This window comes from Azospirillum sp. A26, from assembly GCF_042604635.1.
Lineage (GTDB): Bacteria > Pseudomonadota > Alphaproteobacteria > Azospirillales > Azospirillaceae > Azospirillum > Azospirillum palustre.
Window position 1 is genome coordinate 48,143 of the sequence record NZ_CP170473.1, and the last position, 16,941, is coordinate 65,083.

Genomic DNA, 16,941 nt, shown 5'->3' on the forward strand with positions numbered 1-16,941 from the left:
ATGAGCGAGGCTGGCGGCATGATCCCGCATCACCTCTTCACCAAGGCGATGACGAGCCATCTGGCGGAGGTCGAGTGGGCCGATATGCGGGAGCGGGATCGTCTGATCCGCCACATCCGCAGCCTGCCGCCAGCCGAACGCCGTATCTATCTTTGTAGCGATGAGGAGGCCTTTGTGCTGTCGGCTGCTGACCGGCGGGACCTTATGGTAGAGAGTAACGCCGAATCCGAAGCCTTATTCAGCGCCTTGCTGCGGCGGGAGAGCTGGAGAGAGGTGCTCGCTTGGGCCAGCCTTCTCGCGGTTGCCGGCATCCTTGCGATGATGTCAGGCGGCCTGGTGCAGGTGTCGGCGGCGCTCGATCAGGCGCGTGCCGAAGGACTGCTGCCCTTGCCGTCCGAGTACCAAGTTGCATTGCAGCGGATCAAGGAAATCGGAGCAGTGAAATTTACCGATATGCCCCTTGCCGAACTGCAGCAGAGAGTGGAGATGCCCAGACAAATGCTCGAGGTGTGGCAGCGCCTGGAAGTGAGTGACGCGGCTTCTCCAGCCGATAAGAATAAACGAGAACAGGTACGCATCAGCGGCGTTGGGATGTTTCTTTATGCTGTCAACGTGCCGAACCCCCGTGTCCAGCAGCGAGGTGTTGATCTATTGGCTGATCTTTTCGCTAGCCCGGAGAAGAGGGGACAAATTCTTGACGACTTGTGTCGTGAAAATCGCACGCTACAAAAATAGGTTGAAGGGGAAGTCGTTTGATGCCGCGGTTATCGTGATCATCGTCAGCGACGATCCTCCTCGCCGTTCAGCACCAATCCAAGCTTGGCTTAGGTTGACGCCTGACGTCCTGTCTGCCGCTCTTTGTGGGCAATCTCGGGCAACCGTAGCGACGTGCTCATCGGTGTGCTGACATCGAGGACTCGGGGAGCCGGGCGAGGCATGCGAACTTGATACGAGGGCAGCAGATGTACCTGCGGCGTGAATGGGCTGCTAACTCCACGCCTTCGCGGGCGTAGATGGCCGATTGCCGATAAAGCGGCAGGTGATCGCAGTGTTTTGCGATCAGCATATGCGCCCGCAGCCCGGCCGAGGGCAGGCCGCGCTTGATGGGTAACGACGGCATCGGCGCCTGAACCATGCCCTCGCAACACCGGCACGACAGCGCCGGGCGGATGTGGCGGATCACGGCGAAGCGCGCCGGGATGTAATCCAGAACCTCACGGACATCCTCGCCCACTTGGCGCAGGGCGCCTCCGCAGGATGGACACGCATCATGTGGGGCGGGCACAATTTCGGTGCGCGGCAGGTGCTCCGTAAGCGGAGCGTGATCGTACCGGATCAGGCGTTGACGGCGGGCTTCCAGTTCCAGGGAAGTAGATCGGCGAGGCGTGCGGCGGGGTAGCCGTTCACCATGGTAAGCGTTGCGTGACGACACATCCGACGTGAACGTGGTTCATGAAATATTCCGCTGGTCGCAGCTCAGCGGGGTAAGAGGATGTCGGATCAGGATCTGGAGAGCTATTGGCACGGTCATGTCGAGGCCTGGAAGGGCAGCGGGCTGACGCTGAAAGCCTATGCTGAAGCCCATGGAATTGGGCGGTGGGCTCTGGGCCGGTGGTCACGCCGCTTTGCCGCTGCGGAGGAGGTGAGCGCTCGCCGTCATAGGGATAGTCCTGGTGCTGTCCCTATGACGGCGAGCGCTCCCTTGGTGATGGAGATCGTCGATGTGGCACCCCGCCGGCGGTACTGGTCGCAGTCGGAGAAAGAGCAGCTGGTGGCGGAAACCTGCGAGCCGGGCGTGAGCGTGTCGCTGGTCGCCCGCCGGCGCGGGGTCGATCCCAGCCTGCTGTTCCGCTGGCGTCGCCAGATGCTCACTCCGGCCGAGCCGCCGCCCGTCTTCTCACCGGTGGAGGTGGCGGACACCACGCCGGCTCTTCCCTTCACGCCGCCAACTCCCTGCGGTGCCGGCATGATAGAGATCGAGTTGGCCGGTGGACGGCGGCTGCGGGTCGGTCGGGATGTCGATGCCGAAGCCTTGCGCCGGGTGATCAGCGTGCTGGAGCGGCCATGATGCTGTCGATCCCGGCCGGTGTGCGCATCTACTTGGCGCTGGAGCCCTGCGACATGCGCCGCGGCTTCGATGGACTGGCCCTGCTGGTGCAGCAGGCCCTCGGCAAGGACCCGTTCTGCGGCCACCTTTACATCTTCCGAGGGAAAAATGCTGGACGCGTGAAAATTCTCTACGCCGATCAGAACGGCCTGTGCCTGCTCGCCAAGAGGCTGGAGCGTGGCCGTTTCGTTTGGCCAACCACCCGCACTCCGGGCGGCACAGTGGTACTGACGCCGGCGGAACTGTCCTTGCTTCTGGAGGGACTGGACTGGCGTCACACCGTGCCGGTGTCGCGGCCGACCGCAGCGGGATGAATGGGAGAAAAAGCGAGGAAAACCGCGGGCTTGGCTGGCCTGGACCCGTGATCCGAGGTACAATTGGCCATGCGCTTCGACCTCGACAACCTGCCCGCTGATCCGGCCCTGCTGCAGCAGATGGTGCGCGATTTGGCCGAGGTCGTAGAGCGCCAGAAAGCCGATCTGGCGAGCTATGCGGGAAACTGGGTGACGGGCCGATCAGGCGGCGTGCTGTGATGTGGTGTCGGTGACCTCGATTCCGTCGCGGAATGTGACGCCGCGGATGACCTTGGGCAACTGGTTTTCGCCCTGGAGGCGTCGCCAGCTTTTCGCGGCGGCGGAAACCAGCTTGAACACCATCAGCTTGGCGGTGTCCTGCGAGAGCGCTCCCTTGGTGCGGAAGGTTCGGTGCCGGACGGTGGCGAACACGCTCTCGATGGGATTGCTGGTCCGGATGTGGTCCCAGTGTTCGGCCGGGAAGTCGTAAAAGGCGAGCAGCGCGGCGCGGTCTTTGGTCAGACACTCCACCGCCTTGGCGTACTTGATCTCGTATTTCTTCACGAAGGTCGCCATGGCGGTTTCCGCGGCGGCGCGGTCCGGGGCCATCCAGATCTCCCGCAGGTCCTGCTTCATCGCCGGCTGCACCGCTTTGGCTACCTTGTTCAGAACATTGGCAGTTTTATGCACCCAGCAGCGTTGCTGCCGGGTGGTGGGGAAGAGCTCCTCCAGCGCCTTCCAAAAGCCGAGCGCTCCATCGGCGACCGCGAGTTCCGGGGCGATGGTGAGGCCGCGCGCCCGGATGTCCACCAGCAGTTCGCGCCAGCTTTGCGCGCTCTCGCGCACGCCGACCTGGAAGCCGACCAGTTCCTTGCGGCCTTCCGGCGTGGCGCCGATGATCACCAGCATGCACTCGGCCACCGGCTCCATGCGGGCCTGGAGGTAGACGCCATCGGCCCAGACATACACGTAGCGCCGGGCCGACAGGTCGCGCCGTTGCCAGCGTGCGTAGTCGGTCGCCCACTCCTCCTTCAGCCGGCCAATCACCGAGGGCGACAGGTTCGGGGCGTCCTTGCCGAGCAAGGCGCTCAGCGCCTCCTGGAAGTCGCCGGTGGAGACGCCGCGCAGATAGAGCACCGGCAGAAGGGCGTCCGGGCTCTTGGTCCGCCGAGCCCAACGGGGCAGGATCGCCGAGGTGAAGCGGACCCGCTCGCCAGCCTCGGCGCCGCCACGGTCGCGCACCTTGGCGCGGCGCACCGGCACCGGCCCGATCCCGGTCTGGATCGTCCGTTCAGGACCATGGCCGTGCCGCACAACCCGCTCGCGGCCGTCCGGCAACGTGACCTCCTTCATGGAGGCCAGGAAGCTCTCCACCTTCGCTTCGATCGCCTGTTCCAGCAGCCGGCGGGCGCCGGCGCGTAAGATCGCCGTCAGCGGGTCGTCGATCTCCTCCGGCTGACGCAGCCGGACAACCTTGCTATTCTCATCCATGGCGTATCGCTCCCTCGTGGAGGTTCGGGCAGGTTTCGTCACCCACCTCGATACGCCGCCCTCTTCAAACCGTCATCACCCACTTTCCCGAATAGCTCCGCCCAATGCTCGACCGGCAGCGCGGAAGATGCTGCCAGCCGAGCAGCCTGGCTTGGGCCTTGCGGAGGCGGCTGTTTCGGGCGGCGCCTGAGCCAGACGTTCTGTAGCACGTCTCAGTCGGGCGGTCTGCCCGACAGCTCCAAAGGCGCTCTCATATGGATGGTTCGACGGCGCTTTCCTGCGAACCCATCGCACAGCTGCAGTGAACGCGCAGGCAGGACACCAAGCCATCTCCATCAGCACCGCTCAACACCGCGCCGAAGGCGTGCTCCGCAACGTAGTGGGCTGTGGCATAGGCGGAGGCGTCCTGATCCAGCGCAGGGACGATGATGAACGCGGCATGGGCTCTGCGGTCGCGATGGCGCAGGGCATCGCGGTAGACGTGCAGGTCGCGCAGCGCGTCATGCACGGCGGCGCGGCTGGCGCGGTATTTGGCGTCGAGGATCACCCAGCCGTGGCAGTCGCCGTCCGTCTCGAACACGATGACGTAGTCGGGACGGAGCTCCCCGCTCAGGCTGCGCCATATCTTGGGCTTGCCGGAATACGCCCGGAACGTCTGTTGGTACAGCAGCCGCACGGACGCGGTCGGCTGGTCATTCCGCTGCCATTCAACAGCGGCATGAGGTTTCTCTTCGTGCGCATCGCCGGCCGGTTCGGACCAGCGCGCCGTCCAACCTGGGCCGAGCGCCGCCTGCACCGCGTCGGCCAACCTGTAGAAGACCACCGCCTCGTACAGGTCGTAGGTCCGCTTCACGCTGGCCTCCAGCGCAGACTCGGCATCGAGCTGCAGTCCGGCGCCGAGCAGCCGGTGCGCCAGACGCTGGACCGCGGCCGCGGCAGGCAGGTCTGCCAGCGCCTGCGAGGCGCCCTCCCGCGCCGGTTCGGGCGGAGATTGTCGGAAGGCGGGGGCGGACAACGCGTCGGTCAGCGCGACGCGGTGCTGACGGCATTGCTCGGCAACCCGAGCGGCATACCCGCGGACAAACGGATCGATGCGCCAGTTGCCGCTGCCGGCCAGTGTCTCGAACCGGCGCGCCGTGGCGTCCACCATCTGGCGCACCCGCAAGAGTTGGAAGTGGAGATGGCGGGTGACCGGGTGATCGTGGTTGGTCACCGTGACCGGCTGCTCCACGCTGGGCAGCACGGCCAGCCGCTCCCCGGTGCCCCGGTCGCCTGGGCGCAGGGCCAGCAGGGTCCGCGGATGGTTGGCGAGCCAGCGCACGGTCTGGGTGTCGGGGCGCCGTGCCATGGACAGCGGTGCCAGATCGCGCCGCCGCCGCACGGCAATCGGCGGGTCGCGCAGGAAGCGGCGCAGGTGGCGCAACAGTTCCGGCATGAGAGCATCCAGCACCGCCGGGAAGATCGCCGCCGCGGTCGGACCGGCGATGCGCCCACCCTGCTGCCCTGGCGACATGCCCCAGAGCAGGGCGGCGGAGCGCTCCGACAGCTCGTTCAGCATGGCCGCGAAGGCGTCGATGCCAAGCTTCCCAGGGTGTGGCTGCACATCGAGGATCAGCCGGCGCCGACGCTCGCCCACGGCAACGTGCAGGCTCGTGCGTCCCGCCCAGCTGTCGATGACGAACTCGTAGGTGGCTTCCACTTGCCCGTCCACCATTCCCAAGTGGGCCGGTGCGAGGTCGTCGCCCCCCATATGGACCGTCGGCGCCTCCGCCGCCCTGACCCGCAGCCGCAGCCGGTCTCCCTCCGCGCAGGCAACGATCGCTTCATCGTCCGGCGGGGTCGCGTCCTGCCAGCCATGGATCTTCCGGTACAGGGAAAGCGTGATGTCCACGTCAGCTCCAGAAGCGGACGACGCCCTGCGCGCGCAGTTGCTCGGCCATACGGGCAAGCCGGTCGGCCGAGGCTTTCAGCGCATGGGCTGAGCAGACGGCGCGCGCCTCCTCCAGCGCCTTCGGCAAGGTGCCGCCGTCGTCGCCGCGGATTTTCGGCAGCACCTTCGCCAGCACGGCCGCGTCCAGCGCCACCGCCGGGTCGGGGCCGGCGAAGGCCTGGCAGAAGGCCAGCACCTCGTCGCAGGCGCGGTAGCCGAAGTGCCGGCGGGCCGGGTAGAGGGCGGTGTAAAGCGCCTCCAGCGCATCGCCGACGCGGCCGACCAGCGCCGGGTCGGCACGCTTGTCGAGCGCCCGCTGGCGCCAACCGGGCAGATCGACGTCCCAGAACTCGAAGGTGAAGGCGCGGTCGAGCACCTTGTCGGAGAAGGGGTACGTCGTCTCGTCCATGTTCACCGTGCCGACGATCACCAGATTGCGCGGCCAGGGAATGGTGGTCGGCACATTCTCCACCACGTCGCCGGCGGCATGGATGGACAGGCGGGTGGATCGCCCCTCCATGGCCGACAGGAAGGGCGCGAAATAATGCTCGACGCGGGCGAGGTTCATCTCGTCCAGGCACAGGAAGAAGGGCTGGTCGCGCTGGCTGTCGGCGGCCATCAGGAAGCGCAGCGTCTCGGTTTCCTGGTAAGCCGGCGGATTGGCGAGCGGGTTGACGAAGCCCAGCAGCCCCGTCGGGTCGGTCCAGTCCGGCAGCACGGCGGTCTCCTGATAGTGCCGCTTCACCGGCAGCCCCAGGATGTCGCAGCAGGCCCGCGCATAGGCCCGCGCCAGGGAGGTCTTGCCGGTGCCGGAAAGGCCGGCCAGCAGGACGAAGCGCTTGCCCTCCAGCGCGGTCAGCGCGGCGTGGAACAGGCGGATCTGGTCGTCGGTGAAGACCAGCGAGCGCAGCTCCGGATCCTCGGCGAATCGGGCCAGAATGGCGTCGATGGCGGGCAGGGCAGGTGCCGGCACATCGCTTTCCGCATCCAGGTTACCCGAAGATCCGGCCTCGGCATCGCTGTCGAGCGCGGCAGTACCGCGCATCGCCTCCAGCGCCGCCGGATCGTCGGGCAGGCCGCTCGCCCAATAGTCGCCATCTTCGGTCAACTCGATCCCGCCGCCTTCGGGCTCGCGGATGAGGCCGAGAGTGCTGGCCCACTTGATCAGCATGTTGGGGGCGCGCTCGCTGGTCCAGCTCGGCCGGCAGGCGCGCACCACATCGATCATGGCTGACTTGGTCACTGGTCCTTCGGCGCGGCGCAGCTCGTCCAGCAGGACGGCAAAGCCGTAAATGTTGCGCAGGAAGACCTTGGCCAGGATGTTGGCCGGGTTCTCACCCTCCAGCAGAGCCGTGCCGGCCTCCGTCGGGCGGTAGGTGCCGCTGTCCACCGTCAGCAGGCCCAGGGTCACGGCCTGAGACAGCACCTGCCCGGCGGAGTTGGCTTTGAGCTGCGGCGCTTCCGCTATGATGGCCGCGATCATCTCGTCACGGCCGACACCGCCCTCGGCGGCGCGTAGGATCGACAGCAGCAGAGACAGGTTGTCGGCGACGAAGAACATGCCCTTGCGCTGCTGGGCGGGCGGCAGCAGGACGACGTGCGGCCGGTCGGTGGCCGTGCGCTCCGGCGGCTGGGGCGTCGCGGCGAGCGGCACCTCGGGCAGTTCCGCCTCGCCCATGGGTTCGATCACCCGTTCCCACAGGTACCAGGTGAACATGCTCTGGCGGATGTCGGTTTCCAGATCGTGGCCCGCTCCGATGGCGCGGCGGAGGTTATCCCGGATCATGACGTGGTTGCCGATCAGGCCCAGGCCCCGCTGGACCGGCATCTTCAGATAACGGCGTAGCGCCTGGATCCGGCGGTCGTCCAGCAGGCACAAGACATCATGGGGGAACAGGACCGCGAAAATGCGCACCAGCCGTGCCGATGGGCGCCGGACATTGTGCTTGGGGTGGACCAACCGCATGATCCGCTCGAAGACAAGGTCGAGCTGTTTCGCCCGCTGCTCCGCACCCATCGGCAGATTCAGGGTCTTTACCTCCCACAGCGCGTCGATCACCGCGGGATCGGAGGCGGCGCCCGACACGTTCACGGAGCGGCCCAGGCCGATGTTGGCCACCTCGTCCATGTCCCACAGGCGCATCTGGAAACGAGGATGCTTCCATTCCGCTTCCGGCAGATTGCGCACATCGTCGACGGCGCGAAGGTAGCTCGCGCTCCACCCCTCGCTGAAGGTGGCCGCGAACTCGGCTTCATAGAGTTGCCTGAGTTCATCCACTGCATTGGCCCCTTCGCTGCGAACGCTTTGCATCAGACACGAGCCGCCATTTTCAGACATGCCGGTGCGGCATCAGGAAATCCGATTGATCCGCGCCCAGAAACGATTCCTGAGTGCTTGACCGACATGGAAGCGCATCGGGCCGGTGCGGGGCAAATGGCTGTCGGATGCTCTTGCCGAACCGCGGCCATCACGACCATGGCCAGAAATGATCACCTGCAATACAAACGTGACCAACCAGAAGCTCGTCAAGATCTGTGTGGATACCAACAGCTTCATGAAGTCGTTTCTCGGCGAAATATCGCCAAAGCCTACGGTCGCCGAAGTAACAACTGAGAAATAAAGGGAATCAGCGGCGGAGGTCTTTTGGCATATCACTTCGCCGCTTTCATTATTTTCGCATTTCGAGAATCCGCCGCCGCCTGCGATGTTATCGGCTGCGTAATACACGCTCGCATATCCGCACACCACTAACATGAGCAGCATCAAGCAGAGTTTGATGCGCCGCGCTTGGAAGGCAAGCGCTTCCTCCATTCGGCCAATCTCGTCGATTGTATCAGCAATCCTCCTGAATACCTCCGTGTTCAACCAATTGATCATTCTAATAATTCGATCACCGAAAGAATAAGTCAAGAAATAAGCAATGAAAGCGACCAATCCCCATTCAATCACATAACTATTCGAATAATCATAGTGGAAATAGTTTGCAATAAAGGCGCTTCCGAACAAGCCAAACACGATGATTCGACCGATCCGCGTCCGGTAGCGGGTATCGAACAGCCTCAAGTAACGTTGAGCGAAATCTCTTGTCTGATTTGGTCTGATGCACAGACCATTGTGGTGGACAATAATGACGGCCACCACCCATGAAGTCATAATGAGGAAAAACAAAAAGAACGCCCAGAAATACATTCCGCTATGGTGGGTTTCTAAGACAGCCCCGATTAAATACCCGCTAAGAATACCAACGCCAACATAAACAATTCGATAAATGAGCCCGTAAATAAAGAATGGACGATTCATGTTAAGGAAAGAAAATATTATCCCTGGAACAATGGTGCCAAATAACAGGAAGAAATTTTGAGATGCTGCAATAGGGCCGCTCCAGAAGGCCATCGCAATGCCGCTTGAGACGACGTTCATCAGAAGCCGCTTTCTGATAGTCGACACCGCGCACGCCCCCAGATGCAAGATAATTGATCATTCAACCAGCGGGCACTTTCATAAACCAGACCTGGAGCAAAATGCAACAAACACATTGGCGCGATGCCATTCAAGTTGCAGGCGGTGGGCGGGGGAGAGGCGGCGCAGGCGCAGGCCGTCGTGGATGTCCAGGATAGCGCGGTCGGCGGGGGTGAAGGCGGGGGAGGCGAGCAGGGCGCCGTCGTCGGCGAAGGCGATCAGGCCGGCGTCGAAGGCGGCGTCCAGATGCACGGCCAGCAGTAGGCCGTTGTGCACGTCCAGCCGCTCCGCGTCGCTGTCGCAGCTGGCCCAGGGGCGGATATGGCTGGCGCGCAGCAGGCGGGCGTCGGACAGGCCGGTGACGGCGCAGGCGCCGGACCAGTAATCCATCAGCGCGGCACGGAACAGGTCCTGACCGATGCGCTGGACGGTCAGCCGTTCGGCCTCCGTCCGGCGGGGCAGCGCCGCGGTGCGGTCCTCGAAGGCGCGCAGCGGGGCGGTGGGCAGGGTGCGGGCCAGCCGCCAGATCTCGCGGACCAGATTGTGCAGCGGCGCGGTGTCGGTTACCACGAAGGCGGCGTAACCGGCCGGCGCGGCGCCGGGCCAGAGCGGCCAGCGTTCCGCCAGATCGGCGGCGACGCCGGGGTGGTCGACGGCGACGACGTAGCCCTCGGCGGCGCGGGTAAGCCGCAGGGCGCCCGGTGCGCCCAAACTGCCGTAGGCCAGCCAATCGCCCGCAGCCTCAGCAGCGTGGCGCAGCCCAAACCCCTCATCCACGGCGGCCTTGTCCAGGCGAATGCGGTCGAAAGGGGAGAGTACGCCGACCACCATGTGCTCCCTCCAAGGTCACAAATCACACTTCAGCAAGCGCTCCTCGGCGGGAGCTCCTTGAAGTGCAAGACAGAGCCACGGCTTTTTACAGAGCTCATCGGGAGGTGGAGTTGTGGTCGTAATTATGTATTGGAAAAGCGGAGTCGGGCTAAGCTCTTCCATTTGATGAACAAGCCGGAAAAATTTGTGATACGACTGTAGGCCCAAATCAGCCTCCCTAGGGCTGTCATGTAGCAAGAATGTAGGGAGTTCTGCCTTCCCCTCTATGCTCAAACACAGCGTTGCTATGTCAAAAGCAATTACCTTGAGAGATTCGATGGCGGCTGTTGAGCGCTCTCCCCCCATCTGAACTGCTAAGTCAATGCCATTACTTAATAGCTTTAATTTACCTTGCGCCGTATTTCCAATTACATGTCGAATGATGCTGTCAAAATGCGCAGAAAGACGGAGAACCTTTTGTGACTGACCCTCCCTATATGATGTTGCTTCTTGACGTCGCGAGATAAGAAGGATGTCTAGCTTCTTCAAATTATCGGACGTATTCGCAAGCAGATCAGCGGAGCGCCGTAGTTCATCAGCCCAGTCCACCCGACGGCGTGCCGCATAGATTTTTTCGCGTATGGAATCGCTTACAGCTTCTGCTCTGTCACGATTTAATCGAATTCGCTCTTCTCTTTGCGCCGCCACGGCTATTTCATGCTTTTTTCTCAATAATTCTGCGCGCAGTGAGTCAATGGTTCTGGTGACTTCAAGTATTTTAACTTTCAGTGCCTCTCGTCTCCTAACAATCTGTTCAATATCTGGGAGTTTTTGAGAAATATTACACCGATCTGCCAATATCTTATCAATCGGAACATCGCAAACGGGGCAAATTGCCTCTTTCGCCGAATTTAATTCAGCCGATAGTCCGGGTGCTTCGGACTCTAACTGTGCCCTAAGCTTTTCATGAACAGGAATATTCTGCTCAATAACGTCAATTTCTGCCTTTATATCCTTCATGCATTTATATGCATCCTCCCATTCATGACGTAACACACCGACATCGTCAAAACCACTTGTTCCACGAAGTAAGTCCAACTGTTCGATGGCTGCTTGTCTTAATGCCTCGTCTTCGAGATCGCCGCCCACTTCACCCGACGGGGATACGTTCAGCGACCCTCGCAATCGTCGTCGCTGCTCCTCCACCTGCCATTTAAGGTAGTCTGCCTCACGCTCAGCATGCCGTCGTCGCTCTTCAAGGGAAGCGATCTCACTGCGAACCACGTTCTCTTCAGCTGTCATGGCCTTGAGCAGCAACCGGAGCGCTTCCAGTCGCTGGGTCTGCGCAAGCCCCCGCGCTGGAGAGTCGGAGTCTGACCCCGTCGATCGCCACTCCAGAACATGATCGAAGCGGCACTCCTGATCGCGGGTCAACCATGCCAATGCCACCTGCCATGCCGTACCTGTCGTGCGGTCGGGTGCGATAAGCTCTGCCACCTCTCTGCCGATCAGCGCATCTTCGACAGCCTCGAGAAACGGCATCATGGTGGTGGCATTGCCTTCACCATTGATCATTAGATCAAGATTGCCGTCACGAATGGCCATATGCCGCCGTCTCTGGCCCAGCGGGCGGAGAATCGCCCAACACATTCCATCAAGGATTACTTCGGCCCCGACATGGCCGTCCCGAAAAGCCATCGATAAGCGTTCGCGCTGCCCGTCGGGTACGACACGGGGCTCGCCCAGACAATATCGCAGTAATCGGCAAAAGAGGGTCTTTCCGCTACCGTGACCAATTACGTCTGAATCAATGGACCAAATGATATTCAGTCCAGGACGAAGCTGAATATCACGCACCTTTTCGCCTGAAGTCTTCCATATAACCAGTCGCCGGACCCAAATTCTAGGCTGTTTCCGTTCTGGATCTGGCTTGACGGCGAAACCAGGTGAAGCGAGCAACTCAAGCTGCAACGTCATAGACCCAGCTCCTTTCATCGCCTGCCAGATTATTCAGCAACGCATCAATATCAATCTCATGCATCAGGTCGAGGACGATAGCCGCTCTTCCATCGGGCCAGCCCGCAGTTTCGTAGTCCTCCAGCCTTTCCCCCGCGCTCCATGTCCCTGCCTTCAGATCTTCCACCAATCGTCCAGTGGCGCGGAGTTGACGAACGGCCGCGCCCCACTGGTGATTGGCTGGAACAATCACCGCGGTACCCAACGGCAAAACTTCCGCCTCACTACCTATAGCTCGCTTCCACTCAACTGCATGTTGTGCATCAAGGCGCGGTGTCAGAAGGCGCGGCTCCATGGCGAACAAGGCGGCTAGCGCTACTCGCCGGCTTGGAAGAGGGGAAGGCATCGCCTTGAGCAGGGCTGCAAGTTGCGCGAGAGTATCATTTGGCCCACCCGGCAGAGGCCGTGCCAATGCCCCAGCGGGCAGGCTACGAAGATCCCCCTGGGCGGTCGCTTTTCTTGGCGACGTCTGAAGTGAAACACTGGTGGACCCGATCCCAAGATTGCTCGATGCCAGCCGGTCGAAGGCGGCCAGCACCAGCCGCTGCGTGCGGTATTCGCCGTAGCGGCGCCGCTCGTTGGCCTGGAGCACCCGGAAGGTTTCGGACGGGTAGTCCGCCCCTTTCACTTCTGTGGGGTCGAGGATGTAGCGAAGCTCGTCGCGGGACAGGCCGTATTTGCGGGCGAAGAAGGCGTCGAGATCGGCGCGCAGCAGCGCCCGCCGCTCCTCGTCCCAGGCGAAGGGAGCGCCGAAATGCCCGAGATCCTCTGCCCACAGCCGCAATGAATGGCTGGTGTAGGTCAACTCCAGCACCCGAGGCACGATGAAGGCGATATCGGTGGGGGTGAAGGCGGAGGGGGGGAGGCCAGGGAACTGCTTGATAAATCCATACGTAAGATGTGTGCCGCCTACTTTTGTTCGAGCGCAATAATCAAACGCCAGAGATGACCAAAGACCAATAGAAACGGCAGCAAGACTGCCGTCGGTGTCGGCGTAGAAAAGCGGAATAGTGTTTCCCGTAGCAAATTTTGGGATAGGGCTTGTAATAACGGTTCTTTCGTCGGTAGATCTGCAGATATCTCGAAAACTCATCAGCCAGCGCGGCTGCTTGCGAGCAATGATGGCGGCGGCGAGATCCAGGGGATCGCGCGGCCCCTCTGCAAGGAAGGTCACGTCATCGGCCGTCAACGGTGTCGCGCGCTGGGCGTCCTGCCCGTTCTCCAGCGTCATCGGCTCCATCAGCCAGATGGCCGGATTCTTGCCGAGAATGGAGCGCCATAGCTGGTCGCGGCCGAGGATGCTCCCCAAATCGTCCTCACGCATCCGGTGCTTCTCGGTCACGTCGAACCAGCCGACCAGCCATTCGGCCAGCGCCTTCGCGCAACGCTCTCCGCTGCCCTCGCGCCACGCACGCTTGAGGCCGGAAGGGACGCGGGCGGCGCGCAGCGTCACCTCGTCCTCCGGCACCCAATAGCGGGGGGTGGGCTCGAACGCCAGATCCTGCTTTTCCGTCAGCGTCGTGTCGCGGGCGCCGTCCTCGTCCTCCACGGACCCGTTGGCGTAGGTCGCCCAGCGATGGTCGAAATGGTGGATCATCTTGGCTTCATACAGCGGCACCCGCCGCTCGGTCAGACCGTCGGCTTCGCGCATCCAGTCGGTACCGTCCCGCTGCCAGCCCTCCGCCGTGAGTTGGGTGGCGGTGCGGAACAGATTGGAGTCGGTGGCCATATCGAACATGCGTTGAAACGTGATCCCCCAGGGGTTCACGTCGCCGCCGTCCTCCCGCGTCCGTTCCTTGATCAGCACCGGCGCGCGGTTATAGAACTTCGCCGTCAGTTCGGCATCGGACTTGGTGCGGAAGATCGGCGCCGTCTTGGTATTTGGATTGATGCGGGCGATCTGTTCGGCGGTGAGGGTGAAGCGGCGATCCGGCTGCTCCAGATCGGTGATGGAACCGATCTCAAAACAGAACTCGGCCGCTCCCCGCGCTGCACCGATGCAAAGGATGCAGAAGGGCTTGCGGTCGTCGGTCGCCTTGAACCAGCGTCGGATTTCATAGAAGCTAAAAAGGGCCTGCAGCCGCGCGTCGTCGACCAACCTCCCAAAGAACGCACTCGTCGAACTGTCCGTGGCGATCCCGGTCGGCACGATCACGCCGGCCCGACCGCGGTCGCGGGTCAGGCGGGTGAAGTGTTCGGCGAACAGGGCGTAGGTGTTCACGTCGCCCACGCCGGTCAGCGGATAGCGCGGTGTGCCACGGGCGAACTCGCTGGAAGCCTCGGCGGCACGCTTGGCGAATTCGAATTCGGCCAGCAGGGCGGCCTGGGGCGAGTCCTCCGGGGCATTGGCCAGCGCCTTGATCAGCGCAGTGCGCGCCGCCTTGTTGGCGGCGCCGGCGATGTCGGGGGAACGGGCGGCGAAGAACTCCTGCTCTTGCAGCTTCAGCCGCTCCCATGGCGGGTTGCCGACTACCACGTCGAAGCCGCCCAGCGCGAAGATGTGCGGGAACTGGAGCGGCCAGTGGAAGGCGCAGATGCGGTGCGCGACCTCGTCGGCCAGGGCGCCGAGAGGCCCATAGGGCAGCGTCCCGCGCACCGCCGCCCAAACGTGGTCGGTCAGCGGCATGACCGGGTGCATCAGCACCTCCGGCGTCGGCGCTTTGCCGGTCTTCGGCAGGAAGAAGGCGGCGACATACAGGTCACAGGCGGCCTTCAGCCCCTGCCAGCCGCGGCCGTGATGCAGGTCGACGTAGGCCGCCTGCTTGGCGGCGACCTGCGCCAGCGTGTCCTCCGGCATGTCCATCAACCGCCGGTGGGCGTCGATCAGGTCGGTGGGTGGGCGCAGGTCGGCCAGGAAGCCGGTGGCGCCCTTGCCGTCGCGCTGCACCGCGTTATGCTTGCCAAAGGCCTTCGCCACCGCCTTGTCGTCGCCGGTCAGCGGGACATAGGCGGCGTCGGGGATGCCCTTTCGCAGCATGTCATAATCGAACACGCCGATCAGACTGTCGCCGCAGCGGATGCGGGCGTCCAGGAAGGTCAGCGGCTTGCCCGGCTCCAGCGCCTCGATCCACAGGGCGACCTTGCACAGCTCCACCGCCATCGGGTTGCGGTCGACACCGTGGATGCAGTGCGACACCACCTCGCGCAGGGCATGCTGGAACTCCGTCTGGGAGGGCACGCCGGGGCTGCGCAGCTTGGCGATGCGCGCCGCCGCCCGCCGGGCCGCGCCCAGCAGGAAATGGCCGGAGCCGCAGGCTGGATCAACAATGGTCAAGCGCAGGATCTCCGCCGCCGGATCGGCGGGGTTGCGCGCCTCCGCCGCGTCCAGCACGGGGTCGAGCGTGCTGTCCAGCAGCAGCTTCACCAGCGCATCGGGGGTGTAGTAGCTGCCGGTGGTCTTGCGGGCGTTGCCCTTGGTCTCGTCGCCCTTGGCGAAGGTGAAGCTGCGGCTGTCGGCGCGCGGCAGCGGCTGGAGTTCCAGCAGGCTTTCATAGACGGAGCCAAGCTCCTCCGTCTCCATGTCGCGCCAGTTGACGCGGGTCAGCGGCTGCCCGTCCGGCCGCATCCAGGCCATGCGGAAGATGGCGGACAGCATCCGCCGGTTCTCGATGCGCGCGGCCGTCAGATGCGGCGTCAGGCCACGGGCAAACAGGCCGCCCAGCGCCGGCAGGCCCAGCCGCGGCTCCCCCTGGCCCAGCGCCCGGAAGGTGGCCTTCAGCCCCTCCCAGACATCGGCGTTACGGTCCCAGGCGGTGCGGCGCATGCAGCGTTCGCGCAGGCGCCCGACGCCGTAGCCCCCGGCATAGGCGCGCTTCGCCGCCTCGTCCACTCCGGGGGGATGCAACAGGTTGCGGTCCTCCGCCGCGAACAGGAAGATCAGCCGGTAGACGAGGCGCAGAAGCTCCTCGAAATAGCCCTGGCGGGACAGCTTGCCGCTGCTCAGCGCCTCGCGGAGTTCGCCGTTGGCGGGGTGCTCGATGAAGCCCTGGCCCAGGTCGAGCAGAGCGTCCCGCACGCCGTCGCGCAGCTTGTCGCGGGCGGTCATGCCCTCCGTCCGGCCCTTTTCGCGCCAGCGCTCCAGCGGGCAATCGGAGGGAAGCGCGCCGGCGGCGGCGAAGCGGCTGCCGTGGATGAGCAGCCACAGGGCGGAGAAGTCGGCGAACAGCCCCTCGCCGAAGATGCGGCCGAGATCGGCCTCGATCCAGGCCGGGCGGGTCAGGCTGACATTGTCGCGCATCAAGCGCAGCGTCGTCCCGTCGGCGGCGATGCCCCACAGAACCCGCTCATCAGCGTTCAGGTATTCTTGGAGCAGCAGCGTCGCGGACCGGCGGCGCCCGCCATCGGCGAATTGCGCCACGCTCTCGTCCAGCCCCGGACGCCGGGCGCCCTCCGCCGCCGCGGGCGCGATGACGACGGGGACGCGCCCGTCCAGCGCCGTGTGGCCGATGGGGAACACGCGGTCGCCCAGCACCATCGGCGGTATCGGCGCGATGTTGTCGAGCCCGAAGCACTGGCGCAGCAGGTCGAGCATGAAGCGCTCCGACGCCGCCGGGCTGGCGGCACGCACGGCAGCGAAGCGGCTCCACAGCGCTTCGCCGATGCGGAAATAGCGGGCGATTTCGTCACGCAGCTTCAAGCCGGGAGGGACGTTGTAGGCGTCGGGATCCTGTTCCCCGGCACGCTCGGCGTTGATCTCGCCCATCAGGTGCGGGGTGAGTAGCGCGCCGACGATCTCGATGGCGGCGAATTCCAGCCGGGCGGTACGACGCGACGCGCGCAGGCGGGCGCGGCGCTGGGGCTTGGCGGCGGATGAGGCGGGACGGGCCATGATGGA

The 16,941-nt window shown here is 63.8% G+C and carries 10 protein-coding genes and 3 pseudogenes; 5 read left to right on the forward strand and 8 right to left on the reverse strand.

The genetic code is table 11. From position 1 onward, the window contains the following. Positions 1–735: a hypothetical protein gene (locus ABNQ39_RS14955; RefSeq protein WP_376961185.1), complete on the forward strand. Its 735-nt coding sequence runs from the start codon at positions 1–3 to the stop codon at positions 733–735. A gap of 253 nt (positions 736–988) precedes the next feature. On the opposite strand, the pseudogene ABNQ39_RS14960 reads toward ABNQ39_RS14955, so the two are convergent. Further along, positions 989–1,315, reverse strand: a pseudogene (locus ABNQ39_RS14960) (IS66 family transposase zinc-finger binding domain-containing protein); the annotation flags it as partial. Positions 1,316–1,492: 177 nt separating this feature from the next. On the opposite strand from ABNQ39_RS14960, the pseudogene tnpA (ABNQ39_RS37255) reads away from it, so the two are divergent. From tnpA (ABNQ39_RS37255) to ABNQ39_RS14975, 4 genes and pseudogenes are all read left to right on the forward strand, one after another. Further along, positions 1,493–1,639 (forward strand): annotated as a pseudogene (gene tnpA / locus ABNQ39_RS37255) (IS66 family insertion sequence element accessory protein TnpA); the annotation flags it as partial. 90 nt (positions 1,640–1,729) lie between these two features. Next, positions 1,730–2,068, forward strand: a pseudogene (gene tnpA / locus ABNQ39_RS37260) (IS66-like element accessory protein TnpA); the annotation flags it as partial. Beyond that, positions 2,065–2,421, forward strand: a complete 357-nt coding sequence (gene tnpB / locus ABNQ39_RS14970) for an IS66 family insertion sequence element accessory protein TnpB (RefSeq protein ID WP_428846409.1) — start codon at positions 2,065–2,067, stop codon at positions 2,419–2,421. The pseudogene tnpA (ABNQ39_RS37260) and the gene tnpB, both read left to right, overlap by 4 nt. 69 nt (positions 2,422–2,490) lie before the next feature. Further along, on the forward strand, positions 2,491–2,640 hold the full coding sequence (locus ABNQ39_RS14975; protein WP_376962665.1) for a hypothetical protein: 150 nt from the start codon (positions 2,491–2,493) through the stop codon (positions 2,638–2,640). Here the strand turns inward: ABNQ39_RS14975 and ABNQ39_RS14980 are convergent. The 7 genes from ABNQ39_RS14980 to ABNQ39_RS15010 form a co-directional block, all read right to left on the reverse strand. Beyond that, positions 2,623–3,891, reverse strand: coding sequence for an IS256 family transposase (locus tag ABNQ39_RS14980; RefSeq protein ID WP_376961187.1), 1,269 nt, complete (start codon positions 3,889–3,891; stop codon positions 2,623–2,625). The genes ABNQ39_RS14975 and ABNQ39_RS14980 overlap by 18 nt on opposite strands. Before the next feature lie 250 nt (positions 3,892–4,141). Next, positions 4,142–5,782 carry a nuclease domain-containing protein gene (locus tag ABNQ39_RS14985; RefSeq protein WP_376961189.1) on the reverse strand — a complete coding sequence of 547 codons (1,641 nt, stop codon included), beginning with the start codon at positions 5,780–5,782 and terminating at the stop codon, positions 4,142–4,144. A 1-nt stretch (position 5,783) separates the two neighbouring features. Continuing rightward, positions 5,784–8,099, reverse strand: coding sequence for an McrB family protein (locus tag ABNQ39_RS14990; RefSeq protein WP_376961190.1), 2,316 nt, complete (start codon positions 8,097–8,099; stop codon positions 5,784–5,786). A gap of 72 nt (positions 8,100–8,171) precedes the next feature. After that, positions 8,172–9,242 (reverse strand): potassium channel family protein, encoded by a 1,071-nt coding sequence (locus ABNQ39_RS14995; protein ID WP_376961191.1) that lies wholly within the window; start codon positions 9,240–9,242, stop codon positions 8,172–8,174. Positions 9,243–9,320: 78 nt separating this feature from the next. Continuing rightward, positions 9,321–10,112 carry an HNH endonuclease gene (locus ABNQ39_RS15000; protein WP_376961192.1) on the reverse strand — a complete coding sequence of 264 codons (792 nt, stop codon included), beginning with the start codon at positions 10,110–10,112 and terminating at the stop codon, positions 9,321–9,323. Between the two features lie 15 nt (positions 10,113–10,127). Continuing rightward, positions 10,128–12,068, reverse strand: a complete 1,941-nt coding sequence (locus ABNQ39_RS15005; RefSeq protein ID WP_376961194.1) for a chromosome segregation protein SMC — start codon at positions 12,066–12,068, stop codon at positions 10,128–10,130. Further along, positions 12,052–16,935 (reverse strand): Eco57I restriction-modification methylase domain-containing protein, encoded by a 4,884-nt coding sequence (locus tag ABNQ39_RS15010; RefSeq protein WP_376961196.1) that lies wholly within the window; start codon positions 16,933–16,935, stop codon positions 12,052–12,054. Before ABNQ39_RS15010 ends, ABNQ39_RS15005 begins: the two co-directional genes overlap by 17 nt. Positions 16,936–16,941: the final 6 nt, after the last annotated feature.